The following is a 13248-nucleotide window of genomic DNA, read 5'->3' as shown; positions in this document are numbered from 1 at the left end:
ATGGAGGAGATACTATGACTGATATTGATGATGTTTTCAACACTATTAACGCTTTGATTAACGAGGGCGACAAGTCCCAGGAAGATATTGCTGATGAGGCCGGAATGTCTCCGGCAACACTTTCTGATCTTCGTAAAGGAAAGTACAGAGGCAATGTTGAAGGCATGCATGACAAATTACAGGAATGGTATCGGGTCTGGCAAAAAGGGCAGAATTTGTCAGGTGCCCCCGGCGTTGTGAAGACCCAGACATTTTGTGATTTGCATGAGCTGTTTAAAACAGTGCGCTCACTCGGGATTATCAGTGTTGTTGTTGGCGTACCGGGTGTCGGCAAAACTTTTGCTGCACGGGAATATTGCCGCAAAACAGCTAATGCCTGGATGGTGACGCTTGCTCCGGCACATTCGAGCGTTACGGAATGTCTCCTTGAAATAGCATATGCGCTGGAAATTAATAATCCGGGAAGAAATAAGGGGAATATAACCCGCGCCATTCGCAGAAAACTGGGCGGTGGTAAAGAAATTAGTGGCCGTGTTAACCCCCTGCTGATTATTGATGAAGCTGATCACTTAAGTGTGGATGGTCTGGAGCAATTACGCGCCATTCAGGATGCCACTGGCGTGGGGATGGTTTTAATTGGCAACCCGAAACAGATGGCGGATGCCACCCGTCGTGGGACTGATGAGCTGGCCCGTCTGTTCAGCCGTTTTGCCATGACGAAACAACTGCGCAAAGTGAAAAAAACCGACGTGATGGCTGTAGCCAAAGCATGGGGAGTAACACAGGAAGATGAGCTGGATCTGTTGATGAGGGTAGCCGAAAAGCCCGGGGGATTGCGTGTATTAACTCACACACTGAATCATGCGTGGCTGGCGGCGAAAGGTGCTGGTTCATCCCTGAATAAAAGTCACATTAAAGCGGCTTTTAAGGAGGCTTACAGCAACCCTAAGTTACTGAACTGGCAGTAAGGAACACAAACCATGATGTCTCGTAATATCAAAATGGCGACGGAAGTAAAGACCTGGTTACAGGAGCGCGGCAGCCACGTCAACGAATCCTGGCTGGGCGTGGCCCGCCCGGTACTTGAAATCACCTGCCCGCCACCGGAGCTGGTCAGAAACGCTGTCAGGATTATGGAGCATAAATCAGGGGTTGCCCGTTCAGTATGGACGGCCCGTCTTAATGGTTGTCAGATTATCTGGAGATAACGATGAGTATCAGGTCTGGAAAATATATTGAGTGGGTTAAACATTGTCAGCGCCACGGAGTGCCTTTGACGACATATAAATGCCCGGGATGTGGTGAACAGCTTATGACGCAAAGTTCCCCCGAAAATGAAGTATGGGACTCTTTCACATGTTGCCCGTGGTGCAGTGGTGTTTTCTTTAAACAGGTAGAAGGCGCGAAGGTAAAGGTCAGCACAATTATTCAGAATCAATAAGGTGAAACAAAATGGCAAAAGTAATCTTTGAATTTAACAATACAAGAAATATTGAGTTTCAGGAAAATGGAGGTTTTGCCGTAAATATGAATGTGCGACTGGAAGAATCCTCACCTGAGGACCAGACCGGGCCACATGATGTAATGGCAGGCATCATCAAGAGCATGGCTCCTGAAATCATTAAAAAAGCGACCGAGGAGTTGTTGAAATCAGCCAAGGAGCTTGGGCTGGAAGCCGAGGGGGAATTATTCAGCTATAACCCGAATGCAGCCAGACATTAATTCACAAAGGAACGCTGACAATGAACGTCAAAATCCGAAATGAAATTCAGGCATTAATCCGAATTCAGGAACGCAATAACAACGGTGGTGAATTACGCGAGTTTATTTTCACCCGCAAAGTTTATGAGCATGGTGAAACTACTTATCTGATTACATTTGACCATTACAGCATTTGTGCGCGTTATTGTGGTGAAAACATCTCTAATGCCATCACGTTTGGCGGTGCGTTTAACGAGGATTTATGGGAATACGTCATGGACCGCGAATACATCAGCGCGTCAGACCCGGACGCACGGGAGCAGTGGCAGAACATCTGGCGCGATTACCGGCAAATGGCGAAAGGCTGGACGCAGGGGACGTATTCTTCCCTTGCCTTGAAAGCGGTTCAGTTATCGCTGCGGCATATTCCGGCATCACTGCGCGAACCCCTGTTGTACTGAGTGGTGACCGGAATGATGTGTAAGCGTAAACGCTGGTCACGCGAAGACCGGGAATTTATCGAAGCCAGTGTCGGAAAAATGACCGTCGAGGAAATGGCGAAAAAACTGAACGTTGCCCCAACCGCCCTACAGGCACATGCCAGAAGGCACGGAATATCGTTGTGTGCATACCGGGTCAGTGAGCACGACAAATATTTGTGTCGTGAACTTTATAAAGAAGGGGTGGCTATTCATGTGATAGCCCAAAAGATGGAATTAAGCAATCGTGCTGTATCCAGCATTGTATACAGCGAATATTAATTAACAGGAGCTTTATTTATATGGCTAAACCAGCAAAACGAATCAAGAACGCCGCAGCGGCTTATGTTCCACAATCCCGCGATGCCGTGGTATGTGATATTCGCCGGATTGGTGACCTGCAACGCGAAGCGGCACGGCTTGAAACGGAGATGAATGACGCTATCGCTGAGATTACGGAGAAATACGCCTCACAGATTGCACCCCTTAAAACCAGTATTGAAACCCTTTCAAAAGGCGTTCAGGGGTGGTGTGAAGCGAACCGTGACGAACTGACGAACGGCGGCAAGGTGAAGACGGCAAACCTGGTAACCGGTGATGTGTCATGGCGTCAGCGCCCACCATCGGTAAGTATTCGCGGTGTGGATGCGGTGATGGAAACGCTGGAGCGTCTTGGCCTGCAACGCTTTATTCGCACGAAACAGGAAATCAACAAGGAAGCGATTTTACTGGAACCGAAAGCGGTCGCAGGTGTTGCCGGAATTACAGTCAAATCAGGTATTGAAGATTTTTCTATTATTCCGTTTGAACAGGAAGCCGGTATTTAATACCACCACGAATATTTAATTAATTCACTTTCTTTTAATTATGGCGCGATGCGTCAGGGGATTGCTCGCGCCTGAATCTGATATCTGAGAAATAAAAATGATTGATGCAAAAATTCTGAACGGTGTCAGCACATTACTACGGGGTTACGGGCGTCTGACCTGTGGCGTTCTGGCTGAAAAAATGAAGATGCCACCTTCCTCAATGGTGTATTTCCTGCGTGATGCGGTTGATGCCGGAGTTCTCACTGAATGCAACGGATTTTATGACGTTCCGCGCCCTCGTCCGACGCCTCCTGTAAGACGAAACGCAACGGAGCACCCCGCTGTTGATGATGCTCAATGGTGCGCGTTCCGCCGCTCTTTGCCCTGGCTGGAAGGCAATGCCATTCCGGCACTGGCAAAAGAATTTGCGACAGGCGTACTGACCTGCGAGTCGGTTTACATCGTTGCTGAAGTGGATGACGAGATGTGCAAACAGGGGATGCCCCGTTTTGTGATGGCGTATATCGATATCCGGCTGGGGCGCTTTATTTGTGGTTCCAGTGGCTGGAATATCACCGACCACGTCCTGCGCTATCTCATTCTTGATTATTCACCGGTTCCGGCGGAAACACAGGAAATCAGCGAGCATGATTAAGTCAATTGGCTTTGTCCTGCTGGTTGGCACTTGTGGGAATGATGCCTGCGATGCCATTCCGGTAACGGAAAAAATCTGGCCCACAGAGCAGGCATGTATGCAGGTGATGGAGCGCATACAAAAACGTTATCCCAATGAAGTCTTTTATTGCGAAGAGGTATTACGAAATGAAAATACAGATGATTACTGATGCTGATTTAATGGCTGCAACCTTAATTTCCAGTGGCATGTCAGAACAAGATGTAAATTATTTTCTGGATAATGTTGTATACCAGCACTATGAGCAGGCCAGAGAAAATTTAATTTCAGAAAAACGCACGATGATTGCTGAATCATTAAGCCATGCCTGGATTATTGAGGAATTACGAAAAATCATTGCCGGTCAGGATAAAGTGGCGGCAGTTGCCGCCCTTGATGTGCTACAGCGAATGAGTAAGGAGTTATTCAATACCGAGTTTCTTTTTAAATAACTGAGTTAAAAACCCCTTGCCGAGGTCTTTGACAACATCAAACGGGGCTTCGGCAAATTCTTTTTTGATTCGTTCAAGAATAGGTTTTTGATGCAATGCATTGGCAAAATCATGTCCGTCCTGAGTCAGCCTTATTGGTACGTTTCGCCAGCCAATACCTGTTGTGGTGAACTTCAGACCGATGCACTCCGGGGTGCCAGTTTGCAGTTCTCTGTTACCGATAAGACCATTTTCGACGAGCAGTAATAAATGAAATATCAGTTTATCTTCATCGTCGGTTGTGTCGATTCCAACATCCTTAAGGGTAATAAATGCGCTGTCTGCATTCAGGAAAGTATCAAGGATTCTTGCCAGTTCATCGTAATCAATTTTCATATCTCATTCCTTAATATGAGAGGTGACAAAATGAGTCGCACATCGCTTATTAAGTTAATTCATGTTGCCCGTCGTGATCTACAACTCGACGATGACACTTACCGCGCCTTTCTGGTGCAGTGCACAGGCAAGACCAGTTGCCGCGAACTGACTGTCGCACAACTGGAACAGGTGCTCGATGCCATGAAAGAGCGCGGTTTTAAGAAGCAGAAAAAACATCCCCGCCGTCGCTTTAAGGAGCATGTCACACCGCGCGAGAAGATTTATAAAATCTGGCAGCAGATGTTTCTTGATGGTTTCGTCTCCGATATCAGCGACGCCGCGCTGGACAAATACGTTGAACGCCTGACGGCCAGACGTAATGGTGGTCAGGGTGTTTCCACGCTGGCCTGGTGTCACGGGGAATCGTTGCATGTTGTGCTCGAAACGCTCAAACAGTGGCATATGCGCTGCATCCGGGAAGCCTTTGTCCGACATGGTGTGCCTTTACCTGTGAGCGAAACCGGGCGGGAACTGCGCGGCTATGATGCAATGACCAGTGCATATGCCCGCGCACGAAACAGCGGGAGAATTGCTGTATGAAACAGATGAAAGAGCAGGATTTATTCGAAGACCTCCGGGACGACAGCGTTCTGGAATACCTTCATGATTATCAGGAAAACACCGCTTATCCGGCGTTACTTTCTGAACTGAACGCACTGCTGCGTAAAGAGCTGGCCCGGATTGGCGCAGACCCTGCCCATTCCCTTGAGCTGGTTGTGGCGATTTGTCGCCATATCGGCGGGATGCAGGTTTATGTTCCGAGGGGGAATATTCTGGAGAATCTTGTCCGGGATATGCGTATCTGGCGTGATTTTAACGGCCATAATATTCCTGAACTGGTTCAGCGTTACGGAGTGACATATAAAACTGTCTACAAGGCCATCAAACGGATGCGACGTCTGGAGCGTAATAAATACCAGCCGGATTTGTTTTACCACTCCCCGAATCTGCCTCATCCCGTTCGTCGTCCGCCACGACGCCCTTAATCAATGAAGCCGGTAAATCCGGCTTTTTTTATGCCTCCGGCACCATGAAGCAGACCACGTTTAAATCTGCTTCACAGGTGCTTTTATGGAAAATCAAAAATTCTCCCCGGCCTTTGAACATGCGCTGAATTTTATTCTGCGTCCTGATATTGAAGGCGGCTATGTCAATGACCCCACAGACAGCGGCGGTGAAACCAAATACGGCATTTCTGACCGCCGCGACGGTGTGATTGACGGCAAAACCGATGTCAACGGTGACGGCAAACCGGATACCCGCATTAAGGATTTAACCCGCGAACAGGTTGCGCAGATTTACTGGCGCGATTACTGGCTGCCTGCCGGATGTGACCAGTGGCCTGATGGCGTGGCGATGTTTGTGTTCGATGCGGCGGTTCAGCATGGCGTTAAAAAAGCCATCAGGATTTTGCAGGAAGCCGCTGATGTGGATGCTGACGGCATCATCGGCCCGCGTACCCGCAAGGCCGTGAGCCTGTCCTCCCCGGACTGGCTGCTGGCCCGCTGCATTGTCCGTCGTTCCCGCTTTTATGCCGACATCATCAAATCAAAACCCGCCCAGGGCAAATACCTGAACGGCTGGTTTAACCGCATGGAAAAACTGACCGACGCCTGTCTGGAAATCATCGATACCCCTCTGGGCATCATGTCCGCCACGCGGGGGTGATATGGGCAAAGGCTGGGATGCCTCACTGAAAACCGGGCGGCGTGACCGCCTGCGTCAGGAGGTTCTGCACCGCATGGCCGGAGGCCCGCCCCCGAAACCGCTGGACTATACCGGCCATGATGGCACACACGCCAGCTACTACATGCGTGGCTGGAACTCCGTGGATACACGGGACATTTTCTGGCAGTGCCAGAAGTACAGGGAAAAATTCAATGTGGAAAAAGGTAATGAACAAAATTTTAAAACTGTGTGACTGGCTGCTTTGTTCCCGACTGATGAGAACGCCGTGGCCACTGGCCGGACTGACACTCTGCATGTTCATCATCAGCATGTTATGTGGCTGGCGATCGTTCGTGCTGATGTTGTTGTCCTTTGCCGGGGTGGTGTTGTTTTCATACAGCGCAAGCCTCGGGAATGTGCCATTTCGCCTGCTGCCTGAGGTCCGTTACCGGGCTTTTGGTCGCCACATCATCGTGTGGTCATGGGTGGTCTGGGCGCTGGGATATTTCTGCTGCGTCTTCAGCACGCTGATGATGATGTCACCGGTGCATCCGGTGTTCTGGCTGTGCGGTGGCAGTTGCGGCGGTCTGCTCTGTCTTCAGCGTTATCTGTATGGAGGTTTCCCGTGGATCCGTTAACCCTTTCAGGCATCGCCTCTGTTCTGCTGAAAGCCGGGCCGGGGCTGATTCGTTCCGTCGGGCGCTGGTTTGGTGGCAGCACATCTGCCGCCGCTGACTCGGTGGCCGGTATGGTGGAAAGTGTCCGGGAAAGCCTGCCGGTGGCTGAACAGCAACGCATTCTGGAACAAAAACTGGTGATGCTGTCACCGGAGCAACTGATGCAGATGGAAACCCTGAAAATTCAGTTGCAACAGCTGGAGGTGGAACGGCAGAAGCTAGTGCTGGCTGACCAGCAGGCCGCACACCACGAACAGCAGGAAACCATCCGCAATGGTGACAACGCCACGGACAGCTATGTGCGCCAGACACGCCCGCTGCTGGCCCGCCTTTCCTGTTACAGCAGTCTGGCCTATGTGCTGTTGCTCTCCTGCGGCCAGATTGCCGGAGCCATTGCCGGTGCCAGAGGTATCACGCTGCATATGCCATCACCGGACTGGGATATCACGCTGATGTTGCTTACCCCGGCGCTGGGCTATCTCGGTGTAAGAACCCTTGACGGCTTTGCCCGTTACAGCAAATCAAGCCGTCACAAAATGTCTGCGGGGCCGAAATGACCGACGAAATCGATCGCATCAGTGAAGTGGTTCTGAACGAGCGTCAGAGCGTCGTTAAAGCCTGGCAGACACGGACAAAAGAAACGCCCCACAGCCGGGGCTTCTGCAATGACTGCGGGAACGTTATTCCGGCACAGCGCCTTGCGGCGCTGCCGGATGTGGTGACCTGTATTGACTGTCAGCAGATGCGGGAACGCAGGAGGAAAACGTGTCCTGGGAAATGATCAGAGCCAACTGGCCCATTCTGTGGGCATTGCTGATGACAGGAATAAACCTGCTTCAGTTGATTCTGGCAAAGACCTACGTCAAGCGCGAAGAGTTTGATTTGCTGCGTTCCCGCGTGTCGGTGATGGAAAGCCAGGTACATCAGCTACCTGATCGTGATGAGTTCCACCGCCTGCAACTGGATATCAGCAACCTGCGGGGAGAAATCAAAGAGCTGGGGCCATCCATCCGCCAGGTATCCCGCATCAGCGATTTGTTATTAGAGAACGAGTTAAAGGAAAAAAATTAATGGCGATGAAAGAGATCCTCACTGAAGACCGTCGTCTGGTGTTGCTGCGTTCCCTGCTGGATTGTGGCGACAGCGCGAATGAATCCGTGTTGCAGACCTGCCTTCAGGCCTACGGTCATAAGGTATCCCGTGATGTGGTGCGCACCCAGCTTGCATGGCTGCGCGAGCAGGGGCTGGTTCGTCTGTCTGATGTGGGCGGCTGTTACGTGGCTGAAATCACCGGCAGCGGCGAGGATGTGGCAAACGGCCTGTCCAGCGTTCCGGGCGTTAAAAAACCCCGTGCGAGGGACTGAGCATGGCCCGAAAACTGAAGCCGTTAAGTCGCGGAGAACGGGCCGTCGTGCGGCAGCTGGCGTACTGTCTTGTGCTCGCGGATATTGAGAAAAACGCCATCGCCCGTGCATATGAACAACAGACCGGAAAGCCCTGGAACCCGGATGCACCGGATACCCCCATGAAACGTGCCCTGCGTTCATCACCGGCATGTGCGCGGCTGTGGAAGCTGCTGGGTAAGGATATCCGCTCCGTTCGCGAAGAAATATACGCCGGTCTGAAAACACCGGGAACTGAAGACGGGGGCCGTCGTGAACCGTAAAAAGAATCCGATAAGTAAAGCGTCCCGTGATGAACTCCGCCGTCTGGCGCACAACCGACATGGCGGGAAATCCAGAACGGCGCACTGAAATCTGCATACGAAAGTTTACAGCGTAGTGAGCAACAGGAGCGCACACATGGAAAATGAACAACGCCCCACCCGTGGCCGTCTTTCCAAAGTGGATTTACTCCCGGACAGCATCCGGGAGCAGTTGCATCAGATGCTGCGGGAAAAGCGGCACACGCAGGAAGAAATCCGCGAAGCCATCAATGCCCTGATTGACGAACATAACCTGCCGGAAGAGATGCAGTTAAGCCGGACGGGCTTAAACCGCTACGCCATCCGCATGGAAAAAGTCGGGGCAAAAATCCGTGCCTCCCGCGAAATGGCCGAAGTCTGGGCGGCAAAGCTGGGTTCCGCGCCAACATCAGACGTCGGCAAGCTGCTGATGGAGTTTGTAAAAACGCTGGCCTTTGAAACGTCCATGTCGATGGCAGAAGACGACAAACCTGTTGCACCGAAGGCGCTGGGCCAACTGGCGCTGGTTGCCCAGCGTCTGGAAGTGGCAGCCATGACCAGCCATAAACGCGAGAAAGCGATCCGCGATGCGTTTGCGCAGGAGATGGCAGAGAAAACCGAAGAGCTGGTCAGAACGGGCGGTCTGTCGGGCGGTGCGGCTGACACCATCAAACGTGAAATTCTGGGGATTAGCGCATGACACAAATGGACACGTTCAGTGAATATGATGTTCTGCTGCCGTATCAGAAACGCTGGGTGGCGGATGATGCCGACCTGAAAATCGCCGAGAAATCCCGCCGTACCGGTTTAACCTGGGCGGAGGCGGCAGATGCGGCACTGACGGCATCGCTGAAGAAGGAAGACGGCGGGCGCGATCACTTTTATATCGGTTCGAATAAGGAGATGGCCCGCGAATTTATCGACGCCGTGGCGATGTGGGCGAAAGCGTTTAATGCGGCAGCGGAAGAAATCTGCGAGGAAGTGATCACCGACGAAGACAAGGACATTCTGACGTTCGTCGTGTACTTCGCCAGCGGTTTTAAGGTCAAGGCACTGTCCAGCAACCCGAGCAACATTCGCGGGATGCAGGGGAATGTCACCATCGACGAGGCCGCGTTCCATGAAAAACTGGACGAGCTGCTGAAGGCGGTGCTGCCGCTGAAAACATGGGGCGGCAAAATTCGCCTTATTTCCACCCATGACGGCGTGGACAACCTGTTTAATCAGCTTATTCAGGAAAGCCGCGCGGGCAAAAAAGATTACAGCATTCACACCATCACGCTGGACGACGCCTGCAATGACGGGCTGTACCGACGTATCTGTCAGGTGCGCGGCATGGTGTGGTCACCGGAAGCCGAGGCGGAATGGAAAGAAGGCCTGCTGCGAAATACCGCCACCCGCGAAGACGCGCTGGAGGAGTATTACTGCGTCCCGAAAAACGGCGGCGGCACGTATATCCCCCGCTCACTGCGTGAACGTGCGGCCCGTGGCACCGGGAAAGTGTTGCGCTTTACCGGCACACCGGAATTTAACGCACTGACGGAAAGCCAGCGCCGGGCAGATATCCGGGAATGGCTGGAAACAGTGGTGCGCCCTGAACTGGAAAAACTCCCGAAGAACCTGCGCCACTGTCTGGGGGAAGACTTTGCGCGTTCGGGTGACCTGACCGTACTGGCCCCGGTGACGGTGAACGATGACACCACCCGCGAGGTGCCGTTCCTGGTTGAGCTTGGCAATGTGCCGTTTAAACAGCAGGAGCAGGTGCTGTTCTGGCTTTGCGATCGTCTGCCCCGCCGTGACGGCATCAAAATGGATGCGCGGGGGAATGGTCAGTATCTGGCAGAACAGGCGGCAGAGCGGTACGGCGATGAAGTGGAACAGGTGATGCTGTCCGTGGCGTTTTACCGCGAAAACATGCCCCGTTTCCGTGCGGCGTTTGAAGATGATGAGCTGATCCTTCCGAAGCATGAAGACGTGATCAATGACCTCGGAGCCATTCAGTTACTGCGTGGCGTTCCCGGCATTGATGATTCACGAACCAAAGGCAGCGACGGTCACAAACGTCACGGCGACGCCGCTGTGGCCATTTTCCTGGGCTTCCTTGCCAGCAAGGATGACTGCCACCGTTACGAGTTGCACCGCCTGAACCGCCCGGCGAAACCGGAAGAACGCAACGCGCGCCGCCAGATGAAGCTGACGCGCGGCCTGAAAAATGAGGGAGGTTTACTGTGAACCTGAAACAACTGGCCGGGGCCGTTCGCCGTCTGCTGAACCCGGCAACCGGTGAGGAAGACACGCTGAAAAAAGAGGCGCTCAACGAAGCACAGGCCCGTCCGCGTCATGCCGGTGTGCGTTCGGCCTCGCCGGGTATCAGCGTCGCCTCCGGGCTGAACCCCGGCAGGCTGGCAGGCATTCTGCGCAATGCTACTGACGGCATCACGCGTGATTTTTTTACCTTGCTGAAGAGATGGAAGAACGCGATTTGCATTACGCCTCGGTACTGCGCACCCGCAAGCTGACGGTGGCGGGTATCGAACCGGTGGTGGTGGCCGCCAGTGATGACGATGCTGACGTGCAACTGGCGGACGCCATCCGTGCACTGATGGAGGCACCGCAAATCCCTGAGCTGATGTTTGATCTGCTCGACGGGCTGGGAAAAGGCGTGGCGGTCTGTGAAATTTTGTGGAACACCCGCAACAACCACTGGGTGCCCCGTGATTATGAGTGGGTTGATCCCCGTTTTCTGAAAGCCGAAAAACCCACGCTGCGCCAGTTCCGCCTGCTGACTGACGATGAACCGGTGGATGGCGTACCGCTGACACCGGGAAAATTCATTGTTCACCAGCCGCGTCTGAAATCCGGTCTGCCGCTGCGTAACGGTCTGGCCCGTCTGGTGGCGGTGATGTACATGCTGAAATCCTTTACCGTGCGCGACTGGTGGGCATTTGCGGAAAAATTCGGCATTCCGGTCACGGTGGGGAAATACGGCCCCAACGCCACGGAGGAGCAAATCCGCGTGCTGATTGATGCGATTGCTTCCATTGCCTCGGATGCCGGGTGTGCCATTCCGCAGTCCATGCAACTGGAAATGAAGGAAACCGCCAGCCGGAATAACGGCGGCGCACTGTTCCGTGAAATGGCGGAATGGTGTGATGCGCAAATCAGTAAGGCTGTGCTGGGGCAGACCATGACCACGGATAACGGCAGTTCGCGTTCACAGGCGGACGTGCACAATCAGGTGCGCATGGACATTGTGCGCTGGGACGCGCGGCAGCTGGCTAACACGCTGAATGAATATCTGGTGCGGCCCTACATCGAGGCCAACTACGGGCCACAGGAACACTACCCCCGTGTTGTTCTGCGTATCAGTGAAGCGGAAGATCTGAAGGCGCTGACAGATGCTCTGGTGCCGCTGATTGACCGGGGGATGCGGGTTCAGGAATCGGAGCTGCGGGACCGGTTCGGCCTGGCTGAACCGGACGACGGGGCTGATGTTCTGCATCCGGTGTCTGCCGGAATGTCAGGTGATGTGGCGATGAACCGCGAGCGCGTCGCCCTGAACCGGGAACACCCCGATGAACTGGCACAGATGGTGGATGATGCCCTGCGTGACTGGCAGAAAACCGGCGAGGCGTTCACGAACCCGGTGCTGACACTGGCGCAGGAATGCGACAGTTTTGATGACTTTCTGAAACGCCTGCCTGAGCTTCAGGAAACGCTGAACGCGGACGACTTTGCCCTGCAACTGGCGGAGGTGTGCTTTAAGGCGCGTGCGCTGGGGGACACCGGTCATGCGTGAAACTCTCATCCCGAAAGAGGCGCTGGCGTGGCTGAAGGCGAAGAAGCTGCGCCCCGGTTTTGATTACCGGGATGTATGGCGGGAAGAACACCGGAACAGCTTCACCGTGGCAAAAATGCTGCAACTGGATTTGTTGTCGGATGTGAAAGCCCTTGTGGAAGACGCCCTGCAAAGCGGGCAGACGTTCAGCGAGTTCCGGGAGGCGCTGCAACCGCTGCTGATAAAACGCGGATGGTGGGGCGTACAGGAGATGGATGATCCGCTGACGGGCGAAACCCGAACCGTACAGCTGGGCAGCGACCGCCGCCTCCGCACGATTTACGATACCAACATGCGCACCGCCCGCGCGGCGGGCCAGTGGGAACGCATTCAACGGACAAAGCGGGCCATGCCGTATCTGATTTACGAGCTGGGGCCATCCCGCGACCACCGGGCGGAGCATGTGAAATGGGCGCGTCTGTGTCTGCCTGTAGACCACCCGTTCTGGCAGACGCATTTCGCCCCTAACGGCTGGGGCTGCAAATGCACCATCCGTCAGGTCAGCCGTGGTGAATATGCGCAACTGGCGGCACAGGGCACCATTCACACCGAAGCGCCGGAAATCAGAACTGTCCGCTGGGTGAACAAACGCACGGGCGAAGAGGAAGATGTGCCGGAAGGGATTGATCCGGGCTGGAACTACAATCCCGGCATAAACCGTGAGCAGGAGCTGGCGCGCCAGCTGGCGACAAAACAGGCCCGTTTTGACAGTGAGTAACCCTCCCGCCGTAAATCCCCCTGAAACGCATCAGAAACGCGTTTTTTATTCTGATGGCGTGAATGTGCATTCTGACGTTTTTGAAGATGCTGTGGCGTTTTTGAAGGGGTTTTGAAGGGGGTATTTCCCCGT

Annotated in this window: 25 protein-coding genes; 24 read left to right on the top strand and 1 reads right to left on the bottom strand. The window is 53.5% G+C overall.

The window, feature by feature from the left end:
* The first annotated feature begins 14 nt into the window (after positions 1–14).
* The 9 genes from ESM_RS0119010 (at position 15) to ESM_RS0118970 (ending at position 4114) form a co-directional block, all read left to right on the top strand.
* The gene (locus ESM_RS0119010; RefSeq protein ID WP_000129606.1) at positions 15–968 is read left to right on the top strand and encodes an AAA family ATPase; all 954 of its coding nucleotides are present in this window, start codon (positions 15–17) and stop codon (positions 966–968) included.
* Between the two features lie 12 nt (positions 969–980).
* A complete protein-coding gene (locus ESM_RS0119005; protein ID WP_000987805.1) occupies positions 981–1208 on the top strand; it encodes a hypothetical protein in 228 nt (75 codons plus the stop codon).
* Between the two features lie 244 nt (positions 1209–1452).
* Positions 1453–1722 (top strand): hypothetical protein, encoded by a 270-nt coding sequence (locus ESM_RS0119000; RefSeq protein WP_001151276.1) that lies wholly within the window; start codon positions 1453–1455, stop codon positions 1720–1722.
* A gap of 20 nt (positions 1723–1742) precedes the next feature.
* Entirely contained in the window at positions 1743–2162 is a 420-nt protein-coding gene (locus ESM_RS0118995) for a hypothetical protein (protein ID WP_001101159.1), read from the top strand.
* Between the two features lie 12 nt (positions 2163–2174).
* Positions 2175–2462, top strand: coding sequence for a hypothetical protein (locus tag ESM_RS0118990; protein ID WP_010379699.1), 288 nt, complete (start codon positions 2175–2177; stop codon positions 2460–2462).
* 20 nt (positions 2463–2482) lie between these two features.
* Entirely contained in the window at positions 2483–3007 is a 525-nt protein-coding gene (locus tag ESM_RS0118985) for a host-nuclease inhibitor Gam family protein (protein ID WP_001107927.1), read from the top strand.
* A gap of 97 nt (positions 3008–3104) precedes the next feature.
* Positions 3105–3644, top strand: coding sequence for a hypothetical protein (locus ESM_RS0118980; protein ID WP_000564254.1), 540 nt, complete (start codon positions 3105–3107; stop codon positions 3642–3644).
* Positions 3637–3834 carry a hypothetical protein gene (locus ESM_RS0118975; RefSeq protein WP_000597367.1) on the top strand — a complete coding sequence of 66 codons (198 nt, stop codon included), beginning with the start codon at positions 3637–3639 and terminating at the stop codon, positions 3832–3834. The genes ESM_RS0118980 and ESM_RS0118975 overlap by 8 nt, the downstream gene beginning before the upstream one ends.
* Positions 3812–4114: a hypothetical protein gene (locus ESM_RS0118970; RefSeq protein WP_024257700.1), complete on the top strand. Its 303-nt coding sequence runs from the start codon at positions 3812–3814 to the stop codon at positions 4112–4114. Before ESM_RS0118975 ends, ESM_RS0118970 begins: the two co-directional genes overlap by 23 nt.
* On the opposite strand, the gene ESM_RS0118965 is transcribed toward ESM_RS0118970, so the two are convergent.
* Positions 4085–4489 carry a DUF2513 domain-containing protein gene (locus tag ESM_RS0118965; protein ID WP_000687315.1) on the bottom strand — a complete coding sequence of 135 codons (405 nt, stop codon included), beginning with the start codon at positions 4487–4489 and terminating at the stop codon, positions 4085–4087. The two genes, ESM_RS0118970 and ESM_RS0118965, sit on opposite strands and share 30 nt — an antisense overlap.
* Before the next feature lie 30 nt (positions 4490–4519).
* Here ESM_RS0118965 and ESM_RS0118960 point away from each other — a divergent pair, with 30 nt between their 5' ends.
* From ESM_RS0118960 to ESM_RS0118895, 15 genes are all read left to right on the top strand, one after another.
* The gene (locus ESM_RS0118960) at positions 4520–5071 is read left to right on the top strand and encodes a gp16 family protein (protein ID WP_000091780.1); all 552 of its coding nucleotides are present in this window, start codon (positions 4520–4522) and stop codon (positions 5069–5071) included.
* Entirely contained in the window at positions 5068–5517 is a 450-nt protein-coding gene (locus ESM_RS0118955) for a Mor transcription activator family protein (RefSeq protein ID WP_000812146.1), read from the top strand. The genes ESM_RS0118960 and ESM_RS0118955 overlap by 4 nt, the downstream gene beginning before the upstream one ends.
* A gap of 85 nt (positions 5518–5602) precedes the next feature.
* Positions 5603–6199: a glycoside hydrolase family 108 protein gene (locus ESM_RS0118950; protein WP_000431265.1), complete on the top strand. Its 597-nt coding sequence runs from the start codon at positions 5603–5605 to the stop codon at positions 6197–6199.
* A gap of 1 nt (position 6200) precedes the next feature.
* Positions 6201–6452, top strand: a complete 252-nt coding sequence (locus ESM_RS0118945; RefSeq protein WP_000515805.1) for a hypothetical protein — start codon at positions 6201–6203, stop codon at positions 6450–6452.
* Entirely contained in the window at positions 6427–6837 is a 411-nt protein-coding gene (locus ESM_RS0118940) for a hypothetical protein (RefSeq protein ID WP_001033674.1), read from the top strand. Before ESM_RS0118945 ends, ESM_RS0118940 begins: the two co-directional genes overlap by 26 nt.
* The gene (locus ESM_RS0118935) at positions 6825–7433 is read left to right on the top strand and encodes a hypothetical protein (protein WP_000371428.1); all 609 of its coding nucleotides are present in this window, start codon (positions 6825–6827) and stop codon (positions 7431–7433) included. Before ESM_RS0118940 ends, ESM_RS0118935 begins: the two co-directional genes overlap by 13 nt.
* Positions 7430–7657: a TraR/DksA family transcriptional regulator gene (locus ESM_RS0118930; RefSeq protein WP_000128966.1), complete on the top strand. Its 228-nt coding sequence runs from the start codon at positions 7430–7432 to the stop codon at positions 7655–7657. The genes ESM_RS0118935 and ESM_RS0118930 overlap by 4 nt, the downstream gene beginning before the upstream one ends.
* Complete coding sequence (locus ESM_RS0118925) at positions 7642–7947, top strand: DUF2730 family protein (protein WP_001372558.1); 306 nt, start codon at positions 7642–7644, stop codon at positions 7945–7947. The genes ESM_RS0118930 and ESM_RS0118925 overlap by 16 nt, the downstream gene beginning before the upstream one ends.
* A 5-nt stretch (positions 7948–7952) precedes the next feature.
* Positions 7953–8240: a VpaChn25_0724 family phage protein gene (locus ESM_RS0118920; RefSeq protein WP_024168521.1), complete on the top strand. Its 288-nt coding sequence runs from the start codon at positions 7953–7955 to the stop codon at positions 8238–8240.
* A 2-nt stretch (positions 8241–8242) separates the two neighbouring features.
* Positions 8243–8542, top strand: coding sequence for a hypothetical protein (locus ESM_RS0118915; protein ID WP_000101554.1), 300 nt, complete (start codon positions 8243–8245; stop codon positions 8540–8542).
* Between the two features lie 136 nt (positions 8543–8678).
* On the top strand, positions 8679–9260 hold the full coding sequence (locus ESM_RS0118910; RefSeq protein ID WP_000426825.1) for a DUF3486 family protein: 582 nt from the start codon (positions 8679–8681) through the stop codon (positions 9258–9260).
* Positions 9257–10792 carry a terminase large subunit domain-containing protein gene (locus tag ESM_RS0118905; protein ID WP_000192879.1) on the top strand — a complete coding sequence of 512 codons (1536 nt, stop codon included), beginning with the start codon at positions 9257–9259 and terminating at the stop codon, positions 10790–10792. Before ESM_RS0118910 ends, ESM_RS0118905 begins: the two co-directional genes overlap by 4 nt.
* Positions 10789–11079 (top strand): hypothetical protein, encoded by a 291-nt coding sequence (locus ESM_RS1000000129185; RefSeq protein WP_001049974.1) that lies wholly within the window; start codon positions 10789–10791, stop codon positions 11077–11079. Before ESM_RS0118905 ends, ESM_RS1000000129185 begins: the two co-directional genes overlap by 4 nt.
* Complete coding sequence (locus ESM_RS01000000125330; protein ID WP_237708216.1) at positions 11028–12359, top strand: DUF935 domain-containing protein; 1332 nt, start codon at positions 11028–11030, stop codon at positions 12357–12359. The genes ESM_RS1000000129185 and ESM_RS01000000125330 overlap by 52 nt, the downstream gene beginning before the upstream one ends.
* Positions 12352–13116, top strand: coding sequence for a phage head morphogenesis protein (locus tag ESM_RS0118895; protein WP_001209365.1), 765 nt, complete (start codon positions 12352–12354; stop codon positions 13114–13116). The genes ESM_RS01000000125330 and ESM_RS0118895 overlap by 8 nt, the downstream gene beginning before the upstream one ends.
* Positions 13117–13248: the final 132 nt, after the last annotated feature.

The organism is Escherichia sp. TW09308 (genome assembly GCF_000208565.1).
Lineage (GTDB): Bacteria > Pseudomonadota > Gammaproteobacteria > Enterobacterales > Enterobacteriaceae > Escherichia > Escherichia marmotae.
The sequence above is the reverse complement of the archived record's forward strand: the minus strand, read 5'-3'. Positions and strand labels throughout refer to the sequence as shown.